At 37.2% G+C, this 18510-nt stretch carries 14 protein-coding genes; 1 reads left to right on the top strand and 13 read right to left on the bottom strand.

Features of this window, described 5'->3' with window-relative positions:
- Window positions 1-6 precede the first annotated feature (6 nt).
- The 7 genes from MHI10_RS03425 to MHI10_RS03395 all read right to left on the bottom strand — a co-directional run bounded on the left by MHI10_RS03425 (window position 7) and on the right by MHI10_RS03395 (window position 10068).
- Window positions 7-1293, bottom strand: a complete 1287-nt coding sequence (locus tag MHI10_RS03425; protein ID WP_340782944.1) for a murein hydrolase activator EnvC family protein — start codon at window positions 1291-1293, stop codon at window positions 7-9.
- A 32-nt stretch (window positions 1294-1325) separates the two neighbouring features.
- Entirely contained in the window at window positions 1326-2222 is an 897-nt protein-coding gene (gene ftsX, locus MHI10_RS03420; RefSeq protein ID WP_340782942.1) for a permease-like cell division protein FtsX, read from the bottom strand.
- Window positions 2212-2898, bottom strand: coding sequence for a cell division ATP-binding protein FtsE (ftsE, locus tag MHI10_RS03415; protein ID WP_340782940.1), 687 nt, complete (start codon window positions 2896-2898; stop codon window positions 2212-2214). The genes ftsX and ftsE overlap by 11 nt, the downstream gene beginning before the upstream one ends.
- A 283-nt stretch (window positions 2899-3181) precedes the next feature.
- Window positions 3182-4396, bottom strand: coding sequence for a DUF4097 family beta strand repeat-containing protein (locus MHI10_RS03410; RefSeq protein WP_340782939.1), 1215 nt, complete (start codon window positions 4394-4396; stop codon window positions 3182-3184).
- 121 nt (window positions 4397-4517) lie between these two features.
- The gene (gene uvrA, locus MHI10_RS03405) at window positions 4518-7385 is read right to left on the bottom strand and encodes an excinuclease ABC subunit UvrA (protein ID WP_340782937.1); all 2868 of its coding nucleotides are present in this window, start codon (window positions 7383-7385) and stop codon (window positions 4518-4520) included.
- Between the two features lie 5 nt (window positions 7386-7390).
- Window positions 7391-9373 (bottom strand): excinuclease ABC subunit UvrB, encoded by a 1983-nt coding sequence (uvrB, locus tag MHI10_RS03400; RefSeq protein WP_340782936.1) that lies wholly within the window; start codon window positions 9371-9373, stop codon window positions 7391-7393.
- A 452-nt stretch (window positions 9374-9825) separates the two neighbouring features.
- A complete protein-coding gene (locus MHI10_RS03395) occupies window positions 9826-10068 on the bottom strand; it encodes an IDEAL domain-containing protein (protein WP_340782935.1) in 243 nt (80 codons plus the stop codon).
- A gap of 388 nt (window positions 10069-10456) precedes the next feature.
- Between MHI10_RS03395 and MHI10_RS03390 the strand changes: the two genes are divergently transcribed.
- The gene (locus MHI10_RS03390) at window positions 10457-10948 is read left to right on the top strand and encodes a competence protein ComK (protein WP_340782934.1); all 492 of its coding nucleotides are present in this window, start codon (window positions 10457-10459) and stop codon (window positions 10946-10948) included.
- Window positions 10949-11030: 82 nt separating this feature from the next.
- On the opposite strand, the gene prfB is transcribed toward MHI10_RS03390, so the two are convergent.
- From prfB to fliS, 6 genes are all read right to left on the bottom strand, one after another.
- Window positions 11031-12135, bottom strand: a protein-coding gene (gene prfB, locus MHI10_RS03385) for a peptide chain release factor 2 (RefSeq protein ID WP_340789125.1) whose coding sequence is annotated in 2 segments (ribosomal slippage) — window positions 11031-12062 and window positions 12064-12135 — 1104 coding nt in all. Because the reading frame shifts where the segments join, the coding sequence is not laid out codon by codon here.
- 116 nt (window positions 12136-12251) lie between these two features.
- The gene (secA, locus tag MHI10_RS03380; RefSeq protein WP_340782932.1) at window positions 12252-14765 is read right to left on the bottom strand and encodes a preprotein translocase subunit SecA; all 2514 of its coding nucleotides are present in this window, start codon (window positions 14763-14765) and stop codon (window positions 12252-12254) included.
- Window positions 14766-15054: 289 nt separating this feature from the next.
- Window positions 15055-15609, bottom strand: coding sequence for a ribosome hibernation-promoting factor, HPF/YfiA family (hpf, locus tag MHI10_RS03375; protein ID WP_340782929.1), 555 nt, complete (start codon window positions 15607-15609; stop codon window positions 15055-15057).
- A 104-nt stretch (window positions 15610-15713) separates the two neighbouring features.
- Window positions 15714-16091, bottom strand: a complete 378-nt coding sequence (locus MHI10_RS03370) for a PilZ domain-containing protein (RefSeq protein ID WP_340782927.1) — start codon at window positions 16089-16091, stop codon at window positions 15714-15716.
- 342 nt (window positions 16092-16433) lie between these two features.
- Window positions 16434-16715, bottom strand: coding sequence for a competence protein ComK (locus MHI10_RS03365; RefSeq protein ID WP_340782924.1), 282 nt, complete (start codon window positions 16713-16715; stop codon window positions 16434-16436).
- A 1366-nt stretch (window positions 16716-18081) separates the two neighbouring features.
- Window positions 18082-18489: a flagellar export chaperone FliS gene (gene fliS, locus MHI10_RS03360; protein WP_340782922.1), complete on the bottom strand. Its 408-nt coding sequence runs from the start codon at window positions 18487-18489 to the stop codon at window positions 18082-18084.
- Window positions 18490-18510 lie beyond the last annotated feature (21 nt).

Raw genomic sequence — 18510 nt, 5'->3', positions numbered from 1 at the left:
TAGTCGTTATAATGAAATATAGCGCAATGGGTTCACTGCATTCGAACGTGCACCATTCCATTCACCGACATGAATTTCAAAATGTACGTGTGGACCGGTTGAATTCCCCGTATTACCCATTTTTGCGATTTGTTGTCCTTTTGTTACAATATCACCAACACTTGCTGTATAGCCACTTAAATGAGCATAAGTTGAGGTAAATACTTGTCCGTTTATACTATGCGTGACCATGACAAAATTTCCGTAGCCACCCATTCTACTTGCATAGGAAACAACACCATCTGCTGCGGCAACAACTGGTGTACCAATGGAGTTTGCAATATCCACTCCTAAGTGATTTTTACTGCCAATTGGACCGATATTTCGTCTACCAAAGCCTGATGTATAGCGTCCTGCCGCTGGTCTTGTCCAAGTTCCAGCCGCTACGGTCGGTAATTTCCCTGAACCAGAACTTACGGCATTCGCTTTTTCTCGATCTCTTTTCTTCTTTGCTTCTATTGCTTTTTGACGAGCAACCTCAGCTAAACGACGCTGTTCTGCAAGGACTTGTTTTTCTAACTCTTCACTAATTTCTACTTTATCATCATACTCTTCTTGTAATTCTGATTTCTGACTACGTAATCTTGCTTCTTCTTTTTCAAGCTCATCGACTAATCGATTTTTTTCTGTCTGCTGTTCTTTTAATGAAGCCATTAATCGATTCAGCTGTGCTTTATTTTCTTCAAGTTTTTTCTTTTTCGTTTCAAGTATGACCTTTTGTTCTTCTAACTTTTCCTGGTCTTCCTTTTGCTCACGCATAATTTGACGATCTGCATCCATTAATGTATTGACTGCCGAAAATCGGTCAATAAAATCGACAAAACTATTTGCGCCAAGTAATACATCCAGATAGCTTACTGTACCGCCTATTTGAATCGCACGTGCTCGGTCCCGTAATAGTTCGTCCCGCTTATCAATACGCTCTTGCAAATCAACAATTTCAGCTTCTAAATCGCTAATTTCTCCATTTGCAATTTCGATATCAATTTCTACTAACTCGATTTCTTTATGCGTTTGATTTATTTTTGCCCCAATTTGTTCTAATTGGCTAATGATTTTTTGTTGAGTATTTTGATTCGATTGAATTTCACCCGTTTTTTGTTGGAGTGATTTCGTTAATTCTTTTTTCTCTGCTTCTATTTGACTTCTTTCTTTCTTTAAGTCACTTAAAGAAGCAGCATAGGCTACAGGCATTTGAATCATCAACACAAATGCAATGAGTGCAGCGATAATTTTGTAGGAATGCTTGTTCAAAGTCTCTTTTCCTCCTAGACGCATAAATATAGTTATACTTTTAAAAATTTCCGTACAGACATGAAACTTCCCCATACACCGATTAAAATACCAATTAAAGCGATTAATCCATTTACTTGTAACATAAGAGGCCCTACTTCAAGGAGTTGGAAAAGTTCCCCTTTTAGTTTTGGCGAGACCAATTCATAAATTTTATAATAGGCAACCGTAACGGCAATGATTGGAATGATGGCGCCGATTAATCCTAACCACATACCTTCTAATACGAATGGAATACGTACAAAGGAATTCGTTGCGCCAACTAATTTCATAATTTCAATTTCCTCTTTACGTGCAATAATCGTAATTCGAATCGTATTCGAAATTAAAAACATCGCTGTAAATAATAAACCAACGATTAACACTAACCCGACATTACGAGCAATATCGATGAAGTTAAATAACTTTTCTATTTTACCTTCACCATATTTGACTGACTGTGTATGTTCTAAGCGTTCAATTTTTTTTGCGACTTCTGCTGTTTTTAATGGGTCTGCGGCTTTTACATAAAGCACATTATACAATGGGTTATTTTGTTCATATAAGCTTAACTCGTCTCCAAAATCTTTGACTAACTTATTTAATTCCGCATCTTTTGAAGAATATGTAACTTCCTCTACATCTGGTAATTTCTTAATCTCACCAATCAATTTTTGCTCTATCTTTTTCATTTCTGCTTCATCTGGAATTATTTCAATCATCACGCGAATTTCAACGTCATTTTCTAAATCTGAAGCTACTTTGTTCAGGTTTAGCATGATTGTTGTAAAGACACCGACTAATAATAATGTGACCGTTACCGCGCTGACCGAGGCAATAGTCATCCAACTATTTCGTCCTAATGATTTAATACTCTCTCTAAAATGACGCGCAAGTGTTCTAGCCTTCATAGCCGTAGTCACCTCCGTACTCATCACGGACAATCATACCGCCTTCAACAGCGATCACACGTTTACGAATCGTATTCACAATTTCACGGTTATGTGTAGCCATGACAATCGTCGTGCCTTGACGATTAATTTCTTCAAATATATTCATAATTTCCCATGATGTATCAGGATCTAAATTTCCAGTTGGCTCATCGGCAATCATCACTTTAGGACGATTCACAATAGAACGAGCAATCGAAACACGTTGCTGCTCGCCACCCGATAATTCACTTGGGAACATTCGCACTTTATGTTTTAAACCGACCAATTCTAATACTTCCATCACACGCTGACGAATAACTTTTGGTTGCTCTTCAATTACTTCCATCGCGAATGCAACATTTTCATAAACCGTAAGTCGCGGTAATAATTTAAAGTCTTGGAATACAACGCCTAACTGACGTCGTAAATGCGGGATGCGACTCGCCTTTAATGTACGTAAGTTAATACCGTTTACAATAACGTCGCCTGATGTCGGCTTTTCTTCGCGATACATCAGTTTTATGAATGTCGATTTTCCTGCACCACTCGGACCTACGACATAAACAAACTCACCTTTTTTAATTTCAATCGTTATTCCGTTCGTTGCAACAACACCATTTGGATATTTTTTCACAACATTTTTCATTTGAATCATTAACGAAACCACCTAAGTTCTATCACTAGAAATTTAATTTTAATTTTTCTCTATTATATCACTTTGCAACGCTAGAATTATTACAATTTCTTTTCATTCTAACTACTTAAACATGTATTTCGACACAATTAATGGAAATACCTTTATATAATAGCAGGAATTAAGACTTTGAGATAGCGATAGATTCATAGTTTTGCGTAAGATCAGTAATGGAGATTATCTTGCCGCATATAAAAAAGAATGCCATATTCACCTTAGTGAAATGACATTCTTCCTATATCAATTACTTCGTTGTATAGCGAACTAATACTGTGCCTGTGCGTGATTCACCAACGATTTTCAATAATTTTGCACCGGCCAATTCTTTATTAAAACGAATTGATTTTAGTAATAGCTGATCTGCTTCCTCATGCAACGTTACATCGCTTAATCCGACATCTGCTTTACCAAAATTCGAGAAAATTTGACCATCAATTGCAACTGTTTTTGGCACATAAATTTCGACCGTTCCCGCCATTGTACGAGCTTTCACTTTATGCGCATCGGCACTTGAAGTCGTTACAACAACATGTCCATTGAAAGATTCAGCCTCTACTTCATTTATTTCACCATCAATATAAATACGACCATTCGCAGTTTCTACCTCTAAATCTTCGCCCTTTATTTGACGTGCTTCAATTGAGCCATTGCTCGATTGCAATTCTGCATGATTAAACGCTGCATTTTCTAAACGAACAATGCCATTATATGTTTTTACTTTAATCAATTTCGCATCTAAACCTTCAATCGATACGCCACCGCTTAATAAACGTGCAATAAAGACATCATAATGCTTTTCTGGAATAGCAATACGAATTTTTACTTGTGTAAATTTATTTGCCGAGTGAATCATCAATTTTTGGTCTTGAAGGGTTGCTAAATCTTCAACAATCGCAGCAATTGTTTCCTCTTCCGTACCTTTTGCTGTCGTCTTTACATGTATATCTACTGTTAAAGTTGCATCCGTTGTTTTAATCACTTCTATTTTCCCATTGGCAACATCTAATTCAATTCCATTTACGTCACCTGCTGGGTAGGCATACGTTTTATTGAATTCTACTTTTTCTCCAAACGGCGTGTCGATATCTAAATCTTTTAACTTGGATAAAGTAGTGCCCATTAAACCAGCCATACGCGTACCAAAATGCGATAAGTCCTGCTTAAGCTCATGCATAAATTCATCCATTTTTTTATTGACATCTTTATCATTAAATGCTTTTCCAAAAATATCTTCAAAGCCTGTTGTTTTACGTTTTTCTTCAAATATTGGTTCATCTTCATATACTTTTTTAGAAGATGCGTCTTGCTGGGTATCTTTTTCTAACTGTACTGGTAAAACTTCTGTCGTTTGAGTGGATTCCTTTTGTGGCGATAATTTTTCGAGTAATCCAATCGCCTCTTCTGCCGTAATTACACCGCTTTCAACCAATTGTAAAATTCGTTTACGTTCATTTTGCATAAAAAAATTCCTCCCTCTACTTCGTATACCCATATATACGAGGAGGGAGGATAAAAGGTTTCATTATATGCACTAAAAAATTCACGCAGTACATTCATATGCCTAAAAAATACCGATTCTTTTACTTCTTTTGTGCCACAGCAATTTTCTCATCCATCCGTTCACGGTCGCGTTCTAAAATCGGCTTTAAATAATACCCTGTATAACTTTCTTTTACTTCTGCGACTTCCTCAGGTGTACCAGTAGTAAGGATTGTCCCCCCACCATCGCCACCTTCTGGACCTAAATCAATAAGATGATCCGCCGTTTTGATAACATCTAAATTATGTTCAATGACAAGTACGGTTTCCCCATTATCAACTAAACGTTGCAACACAACTAATAAGCGTGAAATATCATCCACATGAAGTCCTGTCGTCGGCTCATCTAAAATATAAAACGATTTTCCGTTCGAACGTTTATGCAGTTCAGACGCCAACTTTACTCGCTGCGCCTCCCCACCAGAAAGTGTCGTTGCCGGTTGTCCTAATTTGATATAGCCGAGCCCCACATCAACAATCGTTTGAAGCTTGCGTTGAATTTTTGGTAAATTGCTGAAAAATTCAAGCGCATTCTCTACGGTCATCTCTAAAATATCCGAAATATTTTTATCCTTATAACGGATTTCTAACGTTTCGCGATTGTAGCGCTTGCCATGACAAATTTCACAAGGTACATACACATCTGGTAAGAAATGCATTTCGATTTTAATAATGCCATCTCCACGACAAGCTTCACAACGGCCGCCCTTCACATTAAATGAAAATCGTCCCTTTTTATAGCCGCGTACTTTCGCTTCATTTGTCATCGCAAAAACATCGCGTACATCATCAAATACCCCGATATATGTCGCAGGATTTGAGCGAGGTGTGCGCCCAATTGGAGATTGATCGACTTCAATAACCTTTTCCAATTGTTCAATTCCCTCAATTGATTTATGCGCACCTGGCTTAACTTTTGAACGATTTAACTTCGATGCCAGTGACTTATATAAAATTTCATTCACAAGCGTTGATTTACCCGATCCTGAAACGCCTGTTACCGCAATAAATTGTCCTAATGGAATGTCTACAGAAACATTTTTCAAGTTATTTTCTGTCGCACCCTTTATTTTCAGCAGACGTCCATCCGATTTGCGTCGCTCTAAAGGTAGCGGAATGAACTTTTTCCCACTTAAATATTGACCCGTGATGGAATTTTTATTTTTCATCACTTGTTTCGGTGTCCCTTGCGCAATAATTTGTCCACCATGAACACCCGCACCTGGACCGATATCAATTAAATGATCCGCCGCGAGCATCGTATCTTCATCATGCTCGACGATAATTAATGTATTTCCTAAATCACGCATTTTTTCAAGCGTATGAATTAAGCGATCATTATCACGCTGATGCAGTCCGATTGACGGTTCATCCAGTACATAGAGTACACCTGATAAACGGGACCCGATTTGAGTGGCCAGTCGAATACGCTGTGCCTCACCGCCTGATAACGTACCAGCTGCTCGAGATAGTGTTAAATAATTCAATCCAACATCTAATAAAAATCTTAAACGCTCTACTACCTCTCGAATAATTAATTTCGCAATTTGCTTTTCTTTTTCTGTCAGCTCAACTGAATTGAAGAAGTCGTACATTTCTTGAATCGAGCGACGAGTAGCTTCAGATATATTTTGGTCTTTAATTTTTACCGCAAGCGATTCAGCCTTTAAGCGATGACCTTTACATGAATTACATGGCTGTTCTGTCATATATTTTTGCAATTGATCGCGTACATAATCCGATGAAGAATCTTTAAAGCGGCGCTCAATATTGTGAACGACCCCTTCAAATTCAATATCCTTTTTATAATGACTACCATAATCATTAATAAAATCGAAATGAATTTTTTCCTTGCCCGAGCCGTATAAAATTTTGTCCATCAAATCTTTTGGTATATCTTTCACTGGGATGTCCATTGCAATATTGTAGTGCTTGCAAACAGCTGCTAATAATTGCGGGTAATATTGTGATGATATCGACTCCCACGGTGCAATCGCATTTTCAAGCAATGTTTTATCCCAATCCGGAATGACGAGCTCTAAATCCACTTTCGTCTTGCTGCCTAACCCATCACATGTCGGACATGCACCAAATGGACTATTAAATGAAAACATGCGCGGCTCTAATTCACCGATTGAAAATCCGCAATATGGACAAGCATGATGCTCACTAAATAATAATTCCTCATGCTCCATCACATCGACTAATGCGCGCCCCTCTGCCAATCGTAGCGCTGCTTCCAAAGAATCACTTAAACGAGATTCAACGCCCTCTTTTACAACGACGCGGTCAATGACAACTTCAATCGTATGCTTTTTATTTTTATCCAGCTCAATATGATCATCTAAATCGCGTAGTTCCCCGTTCAACCGGATCCGAACATAGCCTTGCTTCTTCAAATCTTCTATCAACTTGACATGCGTTCCCTTTTTTCCTTCTACAACGGGGGCAAGTAGCTGCATTTTCGTGCGCTCTGGATACTCCATTAAACGATCAACCATTTGCTCAATTGTTTGTGACGTAATTTCGATTCCGTGTTTCGGACAAATCGGTTTACCAATACGGGCATAAAGCAGTCGTAAATAATCGTAAATTTCCGTTACTGTACCTACCGTCGAACGCGGATTACGGCTCGTCGTTTTTTGGTCGATCGAAATAGCAGGTGATAATCCTTCAATTGTATCAACATCTGGCTTATCCATTTGCCCTAAAAATTGACGCGCATAGGCAGATAGGGACTCTACATAACGTCGCTGCCCTTCTGCATAAATCGTATCAAATGCGAGTGAGGACTTACCTGAACCAGAAAGCCCCGTCACCACAACGATTTTGTCACGTGGAATGGTAACATCTATATTTTTTAAATTATGCGCTCTTGCTCCTTGTACAACAATTTCTGTATTTTTCACAGCCTTCACCCTTCTGCTTTCAATTCGAATATCATGTCTCGCAATTCTGCCGCGCGTTCGAAATCAAGTGCTTTCGCTGCTTCTTTCATTTCAAGTTGCAACGTTTCAACTAGTTTTTCAAGCTCTTTTTTCGTCAGTTTCTTGCCGCCCGTTACTTTCGTAATATATTGTTCTTCCTCTTCCGCAGCTTTCGTAGCCCGAATAATGTCAGGTATTTTCTTAATAATCGTTTTTGGAGTAATGCCATGCTTTTCATTGTAAGCGATTTGAATTTCTCGACGTCTTTTCGTTTCATCAATCGCCTTTTTCATCGATTCAGTCATATTATTTGCGTACATAATAACGTGCCCATTGGAATTACGCGCGGCACGACCAATTGTTTGAATAAGTGACCGTTCTGAACGTAAAAAGCCTTCCTTATCTGCATCCAATATAACGACGAGGGAAACTTCAGGTATATCTAAACCTTCTCGAAGTAAGTTAATTCCAACCAAAACATCATGTGTCCCTTTTCGTAGCTCGCGAATGATTTCAATACGCTCTAATGTTTTTATTTCGGAATGTAAATATTCAACCTTTAAGCCCATTTCCTTTAAGTAATTCGTCAAATCTTCAGACATTTTTTTCGTTAATGTTGTAATCAGTACTCGCTCATTTTTTCGAATGCGATCATGAACTTCATCAATTAAATCATCAATTTGCCCTTCAATTGGTCGCACTTCTAATGTCGGGTCAAGTAGCCCTGTTGGACGAATAATTTGTTCGACCATTTCAGGTGTATGCTCCAGCTCATACGGTCCAGGTGTTGCTGACACATAGATTGCTTGATGTATTTTCGATTGGAATTCATCTAATTTTAATGGTCGGTTATCAAGAGCAGATGGCAAACGAAAACCGTGGTCTACCAATACTTGCTTACGTGCTTGGTCACCATTATACATACCACGGACTTGCGGTAATGTAACATGACTTTCATCCACAACAAGTAAAAAATCCTTTGGAAAATAGTCAATCAATGTATACGGTGTTGCGCCTGCTTCACGTAATGTTAAATGGCGAGAATAGTTTTCGATGCCTGAACAAAAGCCCATTTCCCGCATCATTTCTAAATCATAATTTGTTCGTTGCTCTAAGCGCTGTGCCTCTAATAAACGGTCCTCTGCACGCAATTTTTCTAAGCGCACTTGTAATTCCTTTTCAATATTGTCAATTGCAACTTTCATTTTTTCTTCTCGTGTTACGAAGTGAGAAGCAGGAAAAATCGCAACATGTTCACGCTCAGCTAATATTTCACCTGTTAGCGCATCCACCTCTCGAATACGATCAATTTCATCCCCGAAAAATTCAATGCGCACACATTGTTCATCACGGGATGCCGGGAAAATCTCTACTACGTCCCCACGCACACGAAATGTTCCGCGCGTAAAGTTAATATCGTTGCGTTCATATTGAATATCAACAAGCTTGCGTAGTAGCTGATTACGTTCAATTTCCATACCTGTACGAATGGATACGACCATTTCACGGTATTCCTCTGGCGAACCGAGCCCGTAAATACATGAAACTGAGGCAATAATAATGACATCGTCTCGCTCAAATAGCGCCGATGTAGCCGAGTGCCTTAGCTTATCAATTTCTTCATTAATACTCGAATCTTTTTCGATATACGTATCCGTTTGTGGCACATACGCCTCTGGTTGGAAATAATCATAGTAACTAACAAAGTACTCCACCGCATTGTCCGGGAAAAACTCTTTAAATTCACTGTATAATTGACCAGCTAATGTTTTATTATGCGCCATAATAAGCGTTGGTTTTTTCACTTGTTGAATGACGTTTGAAATGGTAAAAGTTTTGCCTGTACCTGTTGCACCTAATAGCGTTTGCTCGTATTTTCCTTCTTGAATTCCTTGTACGAGCTGTGCAATTGCAGCAGGCTGATCGCCATTCGGTTGATAAGCGGACTGGATTGAAAATTGTTCTGTCATATAGGGTCGTCCTTTCTATCAATTACGCCTTGGCGTAATTGCGTCCAGATTTTCTCGAGCTTGCTCGAGAAACTCCTTTAAAAAATCTGTGACATCCGCCGGGGCATTAATTTGATTCAGCTGGGATTTGAATCCCTGCTGAATCAAATTAAATCTGTTATGTTCTATTTTAGCATAACCTTTTTTTAATTACGAGAATTTAACGAACGTATATTCGATTTTATTTAGCGCTTATTATTCAGTATGGGAATTTTAAGGGATATTTATCACATGGGGAGGATATTTTTAGCTATCCTATCCGGCAGATTGACTGTTCTATCCAACACATTTGGATTTCTATCCGATACTTTTTAAATTCTATCCACCACATTTAGCTTTCTATCCGTTTCCCTTCTAAGCCCCACTAATATTTCTCCACAAAAAAAATCACCTAAAATTAGGTGATTTTTTAGCTAAGCTATTGTTGATTGGAGTAACTTTTTTAGTTCCATTGTATAGTTCATAAATTTTTGTTCATTTTTTTGATCCAATGACGTATCGATGAGTGCTTTCAGTTGTTCAATTCGATGTATTCGTTGTAAACGTTTTAAAAACAAATCTAAATAAATTTCATTCAACAATTTTTCAGCTTGATTACTATTCGGCTGTTGGCCAACTGCTTTTAAAAAATCTGTGTATGAATAATATTTATCCATCGATATCACCTCAATCTCTTTTATTTATTATAAAATAAACGAGCACCTATTTGCAATATATTCTGAATAATTATCAACTAACATAATTTTCTGTAAATAATGTTGATTTTTGTATTTATTTGTATTATTTTTAACTTATAGCGAATTTTTTGTTTTAGTTCTTTTGATTAAGTCTCAAAATAATATAAAACACCGTTTAACAGTTGCTAGCTTACCTCATTCGTAAAATACAGACTTCACCTCTTAGTCATTTCACCCTTCAACAGTGTGCTATGTTAGAACTAACTTTCAATTCATCGCTATAACAAGATTGACTTGCTTTAGCTTTCCTTGTATTTTGTTGCACTCGATTTTGGACGAGCAAAATAAATAATAAAGGAGAAATGAAATGTTGAAAAATTTACCACAAGTTTCTAATTACATTGCCTCGAATTCTACTTATTTTTTAAAATCTATCTCGCATCGTGAAAAAACATACACTCTTGTTTCTGATAAGCACGGGAAGGTCATTTATCCAAATAAACCATTAAAAATTATTCGTAGTACATGCAGATTACACGGAAGTTCCTATCAAGCCAGTCAATACCAAGCAAAGCAATTTTTCGGTAAAAGTAAGCATAAATTACCGATTATGATAGCCTATGATTTCGGCGATCCATGTGTTTTATTTCCACTTTTCTCACCTAACTCACTGCAAAATATTTGGATTTCCTTTCAATCCATTATTAATATTGTCGAGCATAATGACGAAACGATTGTCACTTTTTTAGATGGCTCTGAAGAACGCTTGCCTTTACACTGCAAATCATTTAATCATCAATACGTCCGCGCCTCAATGTTTTATAAACATTTAATATTAAAACGCAACTCAACTTTATAATTAGTGCAAACCAGTCGAATTCCAATAAAAAAGCTGTCCCAACAGTCTTTTTCATGACGTGTGGGACAGCTTATATTCAAGATTAATAAGAAATTTTCGAACGTAAGTAGGCTGTAATAAATGGATCTAAATCGCCGTCCATTACAGAACCAATATTTCCTGTTTCGTGATTTGTACGGTGATCTTTTACCATTGAATACGGATGGAATACATATGAACGAATTTGTGAACCCCAGCCGATTTCCTTTTGCTCCCCACGAATCTCATCCAATTGTGCTTGTTGTTTTTCAATTTCTAATTGGTAAAGCTTTGATTTTAACATTTTCATTGCAGCATCGCGGTTTTTAATTTGTGAACGCTCGTTTTGACATTGCACGACAACCCCAGTTGGTGTGTGAGTAATACGAACAGCGGAGTCCGTCGTATTAATATGCTGACCACCCGCACCTGTTGCACGATACGTATCAATTTTTAAATCTTCCGAGCGCACATCAATTTCAATTTCATCATTAAATTCTGGCATGACATCACATGAAACGAACGATGTATGACGACGACCTGAAGAATCGAATGGTGAAATACGTACTAAACGGTGAACACCTTTTTCAGCCTTTAAATACCCGTAAGCATTATGACCTGTAATTTGCAGCGTCACAGATTTGATTCCAGCTTCATCACCAGGTAAATAGTCAATCGTCGTCACTTTAAAGCCGCGCTTCTCTGCCCAACGTGTATACATGCGTAACAGCAACGAACCCCAGTCCTGTGATTCCGTACCACCAGCACCTGGATGTAGCTCTAAAATCGCATTATTTTTATCGTACGGCTCTGATAATAACATTTGTAATTCAAAATCAGCCATTTTCGCTTTAAAATCAGACAATTCATTGCCAAGGTCTTCTTGTAGCTCTGCATCTGGCTCTTCACGTAAAAGCTCCAGCATCATTTCAAGATTTTCCTGCGTTGAAATTAAATCATTAAACTCGTTTACTACTGCTTTAATGCCGTTAAGTTCATTAATAACGACTTGAGCCCCTTGTTGGTCATTCCAAAAGTTTGGCTCCAGCATCATTTCATCTAACTCTTGAATACGTGCCTCTTTGTTTTCTAAGTCAAAGAGACCCCCTAAAGTCAGCTAATTTCCCCGCTGTATTTTCTAACGCATTTCGTACATCTGCTAATTCGATCATTGTAATCCTCCATTAATTTAAAGCATATTTGATTTTTTCGAAAACATAGCCGAGGCCATCGAAATTTCAATGACCCCGGCATGTTTGTGGGATTTCAATCCACACTCTCTATGTTAGTTCCCTACACCGTGACAAGATTTATATTTTTTGCCGCTTCCACATGGACATGGATCATTACGACCGATGTTTTCCGCTTTACGCGTAGGCATTTTTTTTGGCTTTGCAGCTGGTCCATCCTCTTTCGGATTCACCGCTTGCCCTTTTGCTACTTCTTCACGTTGTAAATTGCTGCGAATTTCGGCTTTCATTGCGTATTTCGCAACATCTTCACGCACAGAGGCAACCATATCTTCGAACATCGCAAAACCTTCTTGCTGATATTCACGCAATGGATCCGTTTGTCCATAAGCACGTAGGTGAATCCCTTGACGTAGCTGATCCATCGCATCAATATGGTCAATCCATTTCGTATCAATTGAACGCAATAAAATAACCTTTTCGAATTCACGCATGCGCTCTGGCGTCATGGCTTCTTCTTTTTCATTGTAATGAACAAGAACTTTTTCATAAATGAACAAAGTCATTTCTTCAGGTGATTTATTTTGTAAATCCGCTACTGTAATTAAACCTTCTTCTAAAAGGTTTGCCGAAATATAATCCTCCAATGCATCGAGTGTCCATGCATCTCTTTCACCTTGCGTGTGTACGGCTACTGCATTTTCTACTGCCTGTTGTATCATTGATTCCACGAGCTCACGCATATTTTCTGAGTCTAATACATCTTCACGTTCTTTATAAATCACTTCACGTTGCTGACGTAATACATCATCATATTGTAATAAACGTTTACGTGCATCAAAGTTATTTCCTTCTACACGTTTTTGCGCCGATTCTACAGCTTTTGAAACCATACGAGATTGAATTGGCTGTGAATCATCCATCCCAAGCTTCGTCATCATCGCCTTCATATTGTCCGAACCAAAGCGACGCATTAAATCATCTTCTAAAGAAAGGTAGAATTGCGTCACACCGGGGTTCCCTTGACGTCCAGAACGACCACGTAATTGATTGTCAATACGGCGTGATTCATGACGCTCTGTACCAATAACAGCCAAACCGCCAATTTCCATTACACCTTCACCTGGCTTAATGTCGGTACCACGACCTGCCATGTTTGTCGCAATCGTTACGGCACCTTTTTGACCAGCATTTAAAATAATATCTGCTTCATGCTCATGGTTTTTCGCATTTAATACACTATGAGGAATTTTAAATTTCGTTAAGAATTTCGAAATAATTTCAGACGTTTCAATCGCCACCGTACCAACTAAAACGGGTTGCCCCAGGCTATGACGTTCTGCAATATCTTCCGCTACCGCCTTAAATTTCCCTTCCATAGATGCATAAATCAAGTCTGGACGGTCATCACGCGCAATCGGTTTATTTGTCGGAATTGCCACTACTTGCATGTTGTAAATATTGCGGAATTCCTCTTCCTCTGTTTTCGCTGTACCCGTCATACCAGATAACTTTTCGTACATACGGAAATAGTTTTGGAACGTTACCGTAGCCATTGTCATCGATTCATTTTGAATATCTAAGCCTTCTTTTGCCTCAATTGCTTGGTGTAAGCCATCCGAATAGCGACGACCTTTCATCAAACGACCTGTAAAGCCGTCAACAATCACCACTTCACCCTCTTGCACAACGTAATCCACATCTAAATGCATAGACGCATGTGCCTTTAAGCTTTGGTTAATCGCATGGTTGAGACGAACATGCGCTAAATCAAATAAGTTATCGATACCGAATGCTCTTTCCGCCTTTTCAATCCCAGCTTCTGTTAACGTAACACCCTTTGTCGACTCTTCATAATTGTAATCTTCATCTTTTTTTAGCATGCGCGCAAAGGCATTTGATTGCACATAAAGTTGCGCTGTTTTTCCTGCTTGCCCCGAAATAATTAACGGCGTACGTGCTTCATCGATTAAAATCGAGTCCACCTCGTCAATTACGGCATAGTATAATGGGCGCTGTACACGATCTTCTTTATAAAGCACCATGTTATCACGTAAATAGTCAAAGCCTAATTCATTGTTCGTTGAATACGTAATATCCGCCGCATAAGCTTCTCGTTTTTCTTCTTTTGACATGCTATTTAAATTCAGTCCGATTGTTAAGCCTAACCAATTATACAATTCGCCCATTTCCTCGGCGTCACGGCTCGCTAAATATTCGTTGACTGTAACAACATGTACACCTTTACCTGTAATCGCATTTAAATAAACCGCCAGTGTGGAAGTTAATGTCTTCCCTTCACCGGTTTTCATTTCTGCAATATTCCCTTCATTTAATGCAACAGCCCCCATAATTTGTACGCGGAACGGATACATGCCCAGTACGCGACGGGATGCTTCTCGAATCGTTGCAAAAGCTTCAGGTAATAATTGATCAACTGTTTCACCGTTTTGGAAACGATTTTTGAACTCTTCTGTTTTCGCTTGTAATGCTTCATCAGAGAGCGTTTCCATCTGATTTGCGAATGCCTCTACCTTATCTGCTACTTTTTCAAGCTTCTTTACTTCTTTTTTATTGAAATCAAATAATTTATTTAATATGTTTGCCATTCTTATGGTCACTTCCCAATAAATATTCTCACTTTTCATTTTAGCATTATGTATAGAGTTGGTGCAAATAGACAGTAAATTAATTGGATAATTAGTGCCCATTTTCAAGTTGATGTCAGCTTTATTATGAATAATTCTTATATTAATGTGGATAAACCATAAATTCTTATCCAAATGACCGTAATTTATATCCACAACCAAATCAGAAGTACTTGTCCCCTATTGAGTGATAGACTACAAAAAAAACGGACTGCACGTATAGAGGCAGTCCGTTTTGAGATTGATTTAGTTAATTCGTTTCAATTAAGCCGTACTTGCCGTCTTTACGTTTATAAACGATGTTCGTACCATCTGATTCTGCATCTGTGTAAATGTAGAAATCATGGCCAAGCATGTTCATTTGTAAAACTGCTTCTTCTTGATCCATTGGCTTTAGATCGAATTGTTTTGTACGTACAATTACATAATCTTCGTCTGAATTTTCAAGGGATGTATCCGCCTGATTAACAGCTGCGAAATAGAGGCCTGTCCCCTCTCGATCACGGAATTTACGATTGACTTTCGTTTTATGTTTACGAATTTGACGTTCTAATTTGTCGACAATTAAATCAACTGCCGCATACATATCGTCATGACGCTCTTCAGCTCGAAGCGTCAAATTCTTCATAGGAATTGTAACTTCCACCTTTGTTTGTTTTGCATTATAAACCTTTAAATTGACATTAGCGTTCGCACTTACATCACCATTGAAATAGCGTTCAATCTTTTCGATTTTAGACTCAACGTGATCGCGAATCGCTGGAGTTACCTCAATGTTCTCACCACGAATGTTAAAGTTTAGCATGTGAACTCCTCCTTCTTAACGGCTATATTAACTTATTTCTACATCGGTTGAAAAATTCCTGCTACATTTTAAACATTATTTCATTTTTCGACAATTTGAGTGAACTATACCTTTGAAGCACGCTTAACTTCTTTTTTACGGCGCACCTTTAACTCACTCACAATTAACTCCTCTACAATAGGCTGATTTTCAAAAACTAATCCATAATGATAGTCTTTACCAAAACTTCTTTTCCAAACAATTTCACCTACCGCTTTAATTTTCACCTCATCTAAAACGAATTGAACTTCAATTTGTACCACCTTATTACTGTATTCACCAATTTCAGTTTTTGAAAACATTTTCATTCCATGTGGACTAATATCAAGAACATTACATGAACATTTCCCGCCTTCTGGTTTACCATTCAATAACAAAACAAAATCTGCAGCAACAGGGTCTCCAAAAGCAAATCGAAACCCCTCTGTTCTTTTGAAAATCATGGCACATCCTCCTGCATAAAAAGTAATAGCGCTCTCAATATATTATCCCAACGTATACCATAAAATGTCTATGAGCTTAATTGCTATTTTACAAAAGAAATAACAGCCAGAAATCAGATCATTTTAACTATGCTCTTCACATAAAATTATTAAAAAATAAGCTTCCTTCTCCTATTTCCTTCATATTTATTAGGAGGACTTTATTCGAACAAAAGGGTAGAAAAACATATGTTGCACCAAATCACATAAATTAATGCGCATTTCAATAATATGAATATTTTCTATTCATTATTAGGATACCCTACCTCAAAATCCCCTTATAATAGTAGAAATTGATGTTTTCTAAAAATTCCGTTTATCCATTTTGAACTTAAATTTTATGTTTGCTTTTTTACCATTTTGAATAATATCTTTTTCCCATAAATCTTCATAAATACGATTGACGTTTTGTTTCTGACTCATAATAAATTGTTCGTTTTCTTTAATGAGTGTAGTAGGTGGTTTTGCGATAATCGCGATTGCTCCCGTTTCCAAAGCGACTGTATACAACTTACCATTTTCTGTAACGAAAGGCATGATTGCGATTGTTTTAGATGTTATAATATATGATTTTTGAATCTCCACAGATTTACTCCCCTTTACTATTGAGAATTTTTAGTACCTTTGTACAAAAAGCTACCTCATACGAAAAAATACGAGGTAGCTTTAGCGGGTGATTTTAGACCTAACTGACTAGGTCATCTTGCAGTACGCTGCTTTTAAATACATTTTAGGTGAATGACCAAAAAATAATAGAAAAGTATTTTTGCACTTCAAAATAACGCATCTTTAGGTAATTAAGTGGGATAGACACGACACTGTATTATGAATAGATTTTGATGAAAACCAAATCTCAATTTTCCAATGCTATTTTGCCGTAATCGGAGGTACATGCTAACGGAATTTAAAACTAGTTTGACTGCTTCCTTTATCCTCGAACCAATATAACGTAATTAATAATTGAATATTATTCTTCATGCTCCGCTTTAAAAGATAGCTATGCCATAACTTCTGAATGATTCGATATATCTTTCATCATTTCTCCCTTTTCTTTATTTTTTTGGTTATCAAATGACAAGATTAGGAGTATACTAATAGTATGTCGGTATTCGACGACGACACCAACCTCAAGTGAATTTCTGGTCAAAGTCACTCACTTGGGGCTTTTTGTTTGTTTTCTTTCACATTTCACTCACCCCCTTCTCCGATTAGCCAGTTGATGATTCGTTCATATATTGCTATTTTTTCCTCCATGATAGATCACCATTTCATTGCCATTAGCATTCAAAAACTCATAAACCCTTGCTTTAAATCGATATTAATATAGTAAAAATACAAATTTCAAATTATCTATTCCTACGTTGCTGTAGGTGATTTATTTGCGGCTTTTTAAGAATTGATGAATAAAGAAGATTTCCTAACTATCTCTTTGTGTAATATTAAGAAATTCGAGCTGTGAACAATTGATGGCGATTGTCGTAGAGTGGTTTTTTACTGCTTTTTTCTGTGCTCATACTTAAAATAAAAGCAAATTGTGGCTTATCCTTTTGAATAGTACAATTTTTTTAAACGAGGTGTCCTTTTGACTACTTCGAAATACGATATCAACAAATTTCTTATAATATAAAAGTGCAATTTTCTAGCTAAATCGTGTGATAATCCACTTCTGAAACATCCGCTACTAAATATCCAACATCCCCATACATATTACCTTATATCATTTTTTATTTCTGTAACATTCATCACAATGTCAACTGTTATTTCCATTTAATTGTACCTACCCTAACTTCATTTGTCTATATATTTTAACAATTCAATAATCTTATTTCTGTATCTTTATTCTCGCAAATTGTAACTTCCAATACAATTCCAATTTATGGACAAATTTTTACAATTTGTATTTCCAATACTAAAAAGGACCCGACTTTTTTATAAGCGGGTCCTCTTGATTTTATATTTGCTCTACATTGGCATATTGCTGTTGACGTGTAATTTTAATAACTTCTTTCCATGTGTCACGGAGTTCTGCTACTAAACCTACAACCTCATCTAAAATAGCTAGATCATTTTTAATGTTAGCATCTGTTAGACGGCGTTGCATATAGTCATATAATGGTAACATCTCTTTAGAAATTTCAATATCCATATTCAATGTGGACATTAACTCACTTATAATTGCTTGAGCACGTTGAATATAATAATTACGTTGCTCAATATTTTTATCCTCTATCGACCTTTTTGCCTGACCGATAAATTTAATACATCCATTATACAACATTAAAGTAAGCTCACCTGGTGATGCTGTCGTTACACTGTTTTGTTTATATGCGTTAAAAGCATTATTAGTTTGTGCAGTCAAAAATTACACTCCCTCTGAAGC

This window comes from Solibacillus sp. FSL K6-1523 (assembly GCF_038005225.1).
GTDB lineage: Bacteria > Bacillota > Bacilli > Bacillales_A > Planococcaceae > Solibacillus.
This window is presented reverse-complemented; position numbering and strand designations above follow the sequence as displayed.

What these genes read in the sequence shown, in the direction of transcription:
- ftsX (WP_340782942.1), bottom strand. Translation starts at nt 2,222, where the DNA reads ATGAAGGCTAGAACACTTGCGCGTCATTTTAGAGAGAGTATTAAATCA.
- ftsE (WP_340782940.1), bottom strand. Translation starts at nt 2,898, where the DNA reads ATGATTCAAATGAAAAATGTTGTGAAAAAATATCCAAATGGTGTTGTT.
- MHI10_RS03410 (WP_340782939.1), bottom strand. Translation starts at nt 4,396, where the DNA reads ATGCAAAATGAACGTAAACGAATTTTACAATTGGTTGAAAGCGGTGTA.
- uvrB (WP_340782936.1), bottom strand. Translation starts at nt 9,373, where the DNA reads ATGACAGAACAATTTTCAATCCAGTCCGCTTATCAACCGAATGGCGAT.
- MHI10_RS03395 (WP_340782935.1), bottom strand. Translation starts at nt 10,068, where the DNA reads ATGGATAAATATTATTCATACACAGATTTTTTAAAAGCAGTTGGCCAA.
- MHI10_RS03390 (WP_340782934.1), top strand. Translation starts at nt 10,457, where the DNA reads ATGTTGAAAAATTTACCACAAGTTTCTAATTACATTGCCTCGAATTCT.
- secA (WP_340782932.1), bottom strand. Translation starts at nt 14,765, where the DNA reads ATGGCAAACATATTAAATAAATTATTTGATTTCAATAAAAAAGAAGTA.
- hpf (WP_340782929.1), bottom strand. Translation starts at nt 15,609, where the DNA reads ATGCTAAACTTTAACATTCGTGGTGAGAACATTGAGGTAACTCCAGCG.
- MHI10_RS03370 (WP_340782927.1), bottom strand. Translation starts at nt 16,091, where the DNA reads ATGATTTTCAAAAGAACAGAGGGGTTTCGATTTGCTTTTGGAGACCCT.